Below are 7,907 nucleotides of genomic sequence, written 5' to 3'. Positions count from 1 at the left end.
GTGTCGACCTCGGCTGGAGCGTCGACGGCACGGCGGGGGGGGGGGGGGGGAAGGGGGGGGGGGGGGGGGGGGGGGGCGGATGACGGTGGTGGGAAGGGTGGTGGCGGTGCGCCGGCGGGGCCTACGGGGGCGCCGAGTGCGCCGGTGACCCAGCCGGAGCCGGATCCGACGCCGTCGCCCGTGTCCGAGCCGCCGCCGGCCACGGCGGAGCCGTCGGCGTCCGCGCATGAGCAGAACGCGCAGTTGGTGGAGCGGGGGCCGGTGTCGGGGTCGCCTGTACCGGAGCCGGGGGCGGGGTGGGTCGTGGCGGAGGAGGAGTGAGCGGGCCTCCGGTTCGGGTGGGGGTGGATTCGCCGCCGGGCCGTTGTGGTGCGGGTTCGTGGCCGGTTCGCATCGGGGTGGGTACGTGGCCGGTTCGATTCGGGGTGGGTTCGCGGCTGGTTCGATCGCTGCGGTTCGCGGTGGGTTCGCGGCTCGTTCGTTGTGGGGCGGGGCCGCGGGGGCATGTCCGTCCTCGGTCCGGCGCGAGGGTGCATCGCTTGGAGCGAACCGGCGTGGACGCGCCGGCCGCTGCGGGCGGACACGCCCCCACGTCCCCTCCGGTGCGTCCGCGACCATCCGTGCGATCGGGGGTTCGTTCATACGATGCCGGTCATCCGTGCGTGCGGTCGGGGGTTCGTCGTGCGTTCCCGGCCATCCGTGTGGGGGTTCGCACGTCTCTGACCCGGGGGTTTGCATCCTGGGGGGCTCGGTGCGTATGGTGGTAGATCGTTTGATCCCATTTGCCCGGCGCCAAGAAAAGACGCGCCGCGTGTGGCGCGTACTCTCCCTTACCGTGGCCGGACCGCATCGAGGCGGTCGATTGTGACTTCACGGAGTTGGGGCGCGTGCTGCCGTACAACTCCGGAAGGCTCTCCATTCGCATGTCTGTCGCCAGTACCGACCACGTCGTCCTGCCCGAAGACCCTGAGGGTGCGGAAAGCGCGGTCGAGACCGACGCTCCCCAGCTCACCTTCGCCGATCTCGGACTGCCCGAGGGCATCGTCCGCAAGCTCGCGCAGAACGGTGTGACCGCCCCGTTCCCGATCCAGGCCGCCACCATCCCGGACGCCCTGGCCGGCAAGGACATCCTCGGCCGGGGCCGCACCGGCTCCGGCAAGACCCTGTCGTTCGGTCTGCCGACCCTGGCCACGCTGGCCGGCGGGCGGACCGAGAAGCACAAGCCGCGCGCCGTCATCCTGACGCCGACGCGTGAGCTCGCCATGCAGGTCGCCGACGCGCTCCAGCCGTACGGCGACGTCCTCGGCCTGAAGATGAAGGTCGTCTGCGGCGGCACCTCCATGGGCAACCAGATCTACGCCCTGGAGCGCGGTGTCGACGTGCTCGTCGCCACCCCGGGCCGGCTGCGGGACCTGATCAACCGCGGTGCCTGCTCGCTCGAGAACGTGCGGATCACCGTGCTCGACGAGGCCGACCAGATGTCCGACCTCGGCTTCCTGCCCGAGGTCACCGAGCTGCTCGACCAGGTTCCGGCCGGCGGTCAGCGGATGCTCTTCTCCGCCACGATGGAGAACGAGATCAAGACGCTGGTCGACCGGTACCTGAAGGACCCGGCCACCCACGAGGTCGACGCCGCGCAGGGCGCCGTGACGACCATGTCGCACCACATCCTGATCGTGAAGCCCAAGGACAAGGCGCCGGTCACCGCCGCGATCGCCTCCCGCAAGGGCCGCACCATCATCTTCGTCCGCACCCAGCTCGGTGCCGACCGCGTCGCGGAGCAGCTCCGGGACGCCGGTGCCAAGGCGGACGCGCTGCACGGCGGCATGACCCAGGGCGCCCGGACCCGGACGCTGGCCGACTTCAAGGACGGCTACGTCAACGTTCTCGTCGCCACGGACGTCGCCGCGCGCGGCATCCACGTCGACGGCATCGACCTGGTGCTCAACGTCGACCCCGCCGGTGACCACAAGGACTACCTGCACCGGGCCGGCCGTACGGCGCGTGCGGGGCGTACCGGGACCGTCGTCTCGCTGTCGCTGCCGCACCAGCGGCGGCAGATCTTCCGGCTGATGGAGGACGCGGGCGTCGACGCCTCGCGCCATGTGATCCAGGGCGCCGGTGCGTTCGACCCCGAGGTCGCCGAGATCACCGGTGCGCGGTCGATGACCGAGGTCCAGGCCGAGTCGGCCGGCAACGCGGCGCAGCAGGCCGAGCGGGAAGTCGCCTACCTGACCAAGCAGTTGGAGCGCGCCACGCGCCGCGCCGCCGAGCTGCGCGAGGAGTCCGACCGCCTGGTGGCCCGGGCCGCGCGCGAGCGCGGTGAGGACCCGGAGGCGGTGCTGGCCGCGGCGCGTGAGGCCGAGGGCGAGGCGGAGGCCGCCGTCGCCGAGGCCGTCGAGCGGCCGGAGACGGCCCCCGTGTCGCTGCCCGAGCAGGCGAACGGCCGGGAGCGGGAGCGGAGTGGCGAGCGTCCCGAACGCCGGGACGACCGTGGTGGTCGGTCCTACGAGCGGCGTGACGACCGTGGTGGGTTCCGGCGCGACGAGCGTCGGGACGACCGTGGTGGTCGCTCCTACGAGCGGCGTGACGACCGTGGTGGTCGGTCGTACGAGCGGCGTGACGACCGTGGTGGGTTCCGGCGCGACGAGCGTCGGGACGACCGTGGTGGTCGGTCCTACGAGCGGCGTGACGAGCGTCGGGACGACCGCGGGAGCTTCCGGCGTGATGACCGTGATGGTCGGTCCTACGAGCGACGTGACGACCGTGGCGGGTTCCGGCGCGACGAGCGGCGTGACGAGCGCGGTGGGCACCGGGGCAGCGACCGGCCGTTCAACCGTGACCGGCAGGGCGACCGGCCCGGCTTCCGGTCCGGTGGGCACGACCGGCCGTACGGGCGCCGCGACGACCACCGGGGTTCCTCCGGGTCGTCCTTCGGCCGCCGTGACGAGCACCGTGGTGGGTCCTCCTTCAACAACCGCCGTGACGACAAGCCCCGCTGGAAGCGCGGCAGCTGACGGCGGAGTGTGACGCGGGGCCGCGGTCCCCTCCCGGTGCGGGAGTGGGGCCGCGGCCCTTTTTCGTGCACGTGTGACGCTTGTCACGTCCCCGGTGAGGGAATCGCTGGGGGCATGACAGATGAAGCGACCCGCCGGCCCTCGGACGAGGAACTGCTCGCCCAGCTCGGCTACACCCAGGTCCTCGCCCGCCGTATGTCGGCGTTCTCCAACTACGCGGTCTCCTTCACGATCATCTCGGTCCTCTCCGGCTGTCTGACGCTGTACCTGTTCGGTATGAACACGGGTGGCCCCGCCGTGATCACCTGGGGCTGGGTCGGCGTCGGCCTGATGACGCTGTTCGTGGGGCTGTCGATGGCCGAGATCTGCTCGGCCTACCCCACGTCGGCGGGGCTGTACTTCTGGGCGCACCGGCTGGCCCCGCCGCGCTCGGCGGCCGCCTGGGCGTGGTTCACCGGCTGGTTCAACGTGCTCGGCCAGGTCGCCGTGACCGCCGGCATCGACTTCGGGGCGGCGTCCTTCCTGGGCGCCTATCTGAATTTGCAGTTCGACTTCGAGGTGACGCCGGGGCGGACGATCCTGCTGTTCGCGGGCATCCTGCTGCTGCACGGGCTGCTGAACACCTTCGGCGTACGGATCGTCGCGATCCTCAACAGCGTGAGCGTGTGGTGGCACGTGCTGGGGGTCGCGGTGATCGTGGGCGCGCTGGCGTTCGTACCCGACCGGCATCAGTCGGCCTCGTTCGTGTTCGGGGAGTTCGTCAACAACACGGGCTGGGGCAGCGGGGTGTACGTGGTGCTGCTGGGGCTGCTGATGGCGCAGTACACCTTTACGGGGTACGACGCCTCCGCACACATGACCGAGGAGACGCACGACGCGTCCACGGCTGGCCCCAAGGGCATCGTCCGGTCGATCTGGACCTCGTGGATCGCCGGCTTCGTCCTGCTGCTCGGTTTCACGTTCGCGATCCAGTCGTACGACGGGGCGCTCGGCTCGCCGACGGGGGCGCCGCCGGCGCAGATCCTGCTCGACGCGCTGGGCGCCACGGCGGGGAAGCTGCTGCTGCTCGTGGTGATCGGCGCGCAGCTGTTCTGCGGGATGGCGTCGGTGACCGCCAACAGCCGCATGATCTACGCCTTCTCGCGCGACGGAGCGCTGCCGTTCTCCCGCGTCTGGCACACGGTGAGCCCGCGCACCCGCACCCCGGTGGCGGCCGTGTGGCTGGCCACGCTGGCCGCGCTGGCGCTGGGACTGCCGTACCTGATCAACGTGACGGCGTACGCGGCGGTGACGTCGATCGCGGTGATCGGCCTCTACATCGCCTACGTCATCCCGACGCTGCTGCGGGTGCTCAAGGGCGACGCGTTCGTCCGCGGGCCCTGGCACCTGGGCCGATGGTCGCGGGTGGTCGGCGTGGTGTCGGTGTCGTGGGTCGTGATCATCACCGTCCTGTTCATGCTGCCGCAGGTGTCCCCGGTGACGTGGGAGACCTTCAACTACGCCCCGATCGCGGTCCTCGTCGTCCTGGGCTTCGCGGCGGTGTGGTGGCTGGCCTCGGCCCGCCACTGGTTCCTGAACCCGCGTCACGCACGCAACAACCGCCCCCGGGAGACGGCCGCATCATGACCCCGCCGACACGGCCGGGTCACCGATACCCGATCGGCGACCCGCCCGCGTCGGGCTATGCTCGGGGAGGCAACATCACGCAACACCGCCGGGGCCCTTAGCTCAATTGGCAGAGCAGTGGACTTTTAATCCATTGGTTGTGGGTTCGAGTCCCACAGGGCCTACCGTCCGGCCCCTGGTCAGAGTCGTCTGGCCGGGGGCCGTCGGCGTTTCGGGGGTGGCCGCTCCGCCGCTGCTCCGCCTCGGCGGGTGGTGGGGGGTCAGGCCGGTGCGGTGACGCGGTCGATGAGTGTCATGGCCTCCTCGAGTGTGGCCGGGACCTCGTGGACGTCGGCGGTGACGCGGGCCGCCCGGAGGGTGCGGGTGACGGTGTCCGGCGGGGTGTCCGCGAGGCGGACCCGGCGGCCGTCGAGGGTGACGGGCAGCCCGGCGTCGTCGAGGGCGGCGAAGGCGTCGGCCCAGTGGGAGGTCTCGACCTCGCAGGCGGTGGTGGTGCCGACGATGTCGCGTTCGGTGCCGGAGGCGACGGCCCTGCCGTGGGACATGAGCACGAGGCGGTCGCACTGCTGGGCCTCCTGCATGTAGTGGGTGGTGACCAGGACGCCGACGCCCTGGTCGGCCCGGTCGTGGACGGCGTCCCACAGCCGGGCGCGGGCGAGGGGTTCGACGCCGGAGGTGGGTTCGTCCAGGACGAGCAGTTCGGGTTGGTGGGCGAGGGCCAGGGTGAACGCGAGCTGGCGTTGCAGACCGAGGCCGATCGCCGAGACCAGGCGGTGCTCGACCTCGGCGAGGGCGGGTTCCAGGGCCGGGGCCGGTGTCCGGAAGGCGGCGGAGGCGAAGGCGATGTTCTCGGCCACGGTGAGGGTGGGCCACAGGCCCATGCCCTGCGGGACGTAGCCGAGCCGGCCGCGGGTGGTGCGGTCGGGCAGGCGGCCGAAGGCGGTGACGGCGCCTTCGGTGGGGAGCGCCAGGCCGAGGAGGATCTTGATCAGGGTCGTCTTGCCGGCGCCGTTGGCACCGAGCAGGCCGACGATCTCCCCGGGCGACACCTCCAGGGAGACGGTGTCGACGGCGGTGAAGGAGCCGTACCGCTTGCTGACCCGGTCGGCGCGGATCAGGGGCGTGTGCTCGGCGCGGATCCGGGGCGTGTGCTCGGCGAAGGTCTGGGGCGTGTGCTCGGCGGGGACCTGGGGCGTGTGCTCGGTCATGTCAGCGCTCCCGCTGCTGGTCGGCGAGGGTGTAGGCGATGACGGCGTCCTCCAGGTCGGCCGGCAGAGGCTGTTCGCCGGGGCGCGGCGGCCCGGGGTGCCAGGAGCGGGTCCGCCGTCCGCGCCGCCAGGACGCGTCACTGTCGCCGACGGGCGCGGCACCGGAGGTGAGGGTGCCGGGGGTGCGCCGGAGGATGTCGGCGGGGTCGCCGGACGCCAGGGCGCGGCCCCGGTCCAGGACCAGGCAGGTGGAGGCGCGCTCGGCCTCGTCGAGGTAGGTGGTGGCCATGACGACGGCGGCGCCGTCGGCGGCGGCGCGGGAGATCAGCCGCCACAGGTCGACGCGGCTGACCGGGTCGACGCCGGTGCTGGGTTCGTCCAGGACGAGCAGCCGGGGCCGGTGGAGGATGGCCAGGCAGAAGGCGAGCTTCTGACGCATGCCGCCGGAGAGGGCGCCGGCGAGCCGGTCCGTGGCGCGGTCGAGGCCGGCCGCGGTGAGCAGTGCGGTGCGGCGCCGGTCGAGGGCGGCGCCGGTGAGGTGGTGGGCCGCCGCGACGAAGTCGATGTTCTCGTCGACGGTCAGGTCCTGCCACACGCCGGAGGCGCCGGTGGGCATGAACCCGCATGCACGGGCGGCCGGGGCGGTGACCTGGCCGGACGTCGGGCGGACGCGGCCGACCAGGGTGCGCAGCAGGGTGGTCTTGCCCGCGCCGTCGCCGCCGACGAGCGCGGCGACATGGCCGGGGACGGCGGTCAGTGTGACGCGGTCGAGCGCGGTGGTCGCGTCGAAGACCACGGTGACGTCGAGGACTCCCCAGGCGTCCGTTCCGGGGCCGGCGGTCTCGCGCCCGGTGTCCGAGGAGGGGCGGGTGGCGTCGGTCATCGGGCGCTCCCGGCGGTGACGGCCCGGCGGGCGGCCCTGGGGGCGGCGGGGGCAAGGTCGCGGCGGAACCGCAGGACGGCGGAAGTGAACACCAGGACCGCCATCCCGGCGAGCACGCCGAGCGGCAGGGCCAGCGAGTGCAGCGGGGCGTCGCGGAGCATGACGCCGTTGGACAGCATGTTGAAGTAGGTCAGCGGGAGGAGGTAGCCGATCCAGCGCACCCCGGCCGCCATCGCCGACAGCGGGAAGATCATGCCGGACAGCAGGATCTGCGGCATGAGGGTGAGCAGCGCCATCTGCATGGCCTGGCCCTGGTTCTGCGACACCGAGGAGATCAGTACCCCGATCCCCAGCACGGTGAACAGGAACAGGGCGGCGCCGAGGGCCAGCACCAGGACGTTACCGGCGAAGGGCACGCCGAACAGCAGGCACCCCAGCACGGTCACCAGAAGCATGTCGAACGCCGCCAGGACGAAGTACGGGGCGATCTTGCCGGTGATGACGTCGGTCGCCCGGAACGGCATCACCGCCAGCTGCTCCAGCGTTCCGGACTGCCGCTCGCGGACCAGGCCGATGGCCGTGATGATCGTGCCGATGAACGCCATGATCATGCCGACCAGGGCGGGCACCATCGTCCAGGACGTCTTCAGGTCCGGATTGAACAGCACCCGCGGTTGCAACGCGCCACCGCTCGACTTCGCCGCGGACGTCACGGACTGGGCCGCGAACAGATCGGAGCCGTCGATCAGCACGGTCGCGGCACCGGACGAGGACGTGACCACGACGGCGCCCGCGTCCCGGGCCCGCAGCGCGTCCCGCGCCTGCCGCTCCGTCCCCGCCGTGTCGACGTCCCGTACGTCGAAGGGGGCGCGCAGATCGGCGGCGACCGCCTCGGCGGCGGGGCCGTAGACCCGGGTGGGCACGTCGTCGACCTGGAAGTCGGCCGCGTAGCCGAACACGACCAGCAGCAACAGCGGCAGCACGACGATCATCGCCATCGTGCGGCGGTCCCGCCGCAGCTCCAGGAACTCCTTGAGGATCATCGCCCACACAGGGCCCACCGCCTCACTCGTCCGGAGCGCCCGCCCGGGGCGCCGCTTGCCTGCCACGCCGGGGCCGGCGTGAAGCGCGGTCAGCGTAGGATCGGCCGCGACACCAATGCAACGAGCGTTT

The 7,907-nt window shown here is 72.3% G+C and carries 5 protein-coding genes and 1 tRNA gene; 3 read left to right on the top strand and 3 right to left on the bottom strand.

Going from position 1 to position 7,907, the window contains the following annotated elements:
- The first annotated feature begins 923 nt into the window (after positions 1–923).
- From IO29_RS27895 to IO29_RS27885, 3 genes are all read left to right on the top strand, one after another.
- On the top strand, positions 924–3,017 hold the full coding sequence (locus IO29_RS27895) for a DEAD/DEAH box helicase (RefSeq protein ID WP_030380675.1): 2,094 nt from the start codon (positions 924–926) through the stop codon (positions 3,015–3,017).
- Positions 3,018–3,131: 114 nt separating this feature from the next.
- The gene (locus IO29_RS27890; protein WP_030380674.1) at positions 3,132–4,643 is read left to right on the top strand and encodes an amino acid permease; all 1,512 of its coding nucleotides are present in this window, start codon (positions 3,132–3,134) and stop codon (positions 4,641–4,643) included.
- 91 nt (positions 4,644–4,734) lie between these two features.
- Positions 4,735–4,807 (top strand) — tRNA-Lys (locus IO29_RS27885).
- A gap of 96 nt (positions 4,808–4,903) precedes the next feature.
- On the opposite strand, the gene IO29_RS27880 is transcribed toward IO29_RS27885, so the two are convergent.
- The 3 genes from IO29_RS27880 to IO29_RS27870 are packed head-to-tail and all read right to left on the bottom strand — an operon-like array spanning position 4,904 to position 7,795.
- Positions 4,904–5,851, bottom strand: a complete 948-nt coding sequence (locus tag IO29_RS27880) for an ABC transporter ATP-binding protein (RefSeq protein WP_078618345.1) — start codon at positions 5,849–5,851, stop codon at positions 4,904–4,906.
- 1 nt (position 5,852) lies between these two features.
- Positions 5,853–6,734 carry an ABC transporter ATP-binding protein gene (locus IO29_RS27875; RefSeq protein ID WP_078618344.1) on the bottom strand — a complete coding sequence of 294 codons (882 nt, stop codon included), beginning with the start codon at positions 6,732–6,734 and terminating at the stop codon, positions 5,853–5,855.
- Entirely contained in the window at positions 6,731–7,795 is a 1,065-nt protein-coding gene (locus IO29_RS27870; RefSeq protein WP_199806961.1) for an ABC transporter permease, read from the bottom strand. Before IO29_RS27870 ends, IO29_RS27875 begins: the two co-directional genes overlap by 4 nt.
- Between the last annotated feature and the right edge of the window lie 112 nt (positions 7,796–7,907).

Source organism: Streptomyces sp. NRRL F-6676, from assembly GCF_000725625.1.
GTDB lineage: Bacteria > Actinomycetota > Actinomycetes > Streptomycetales > Streptomycetaceae > Streptomyces.
The sequence above is the reverse complement of the archived record's forward strand: the minus strand, read 5'-3'. Positions and strand labels throughout refer to the sequence as shown.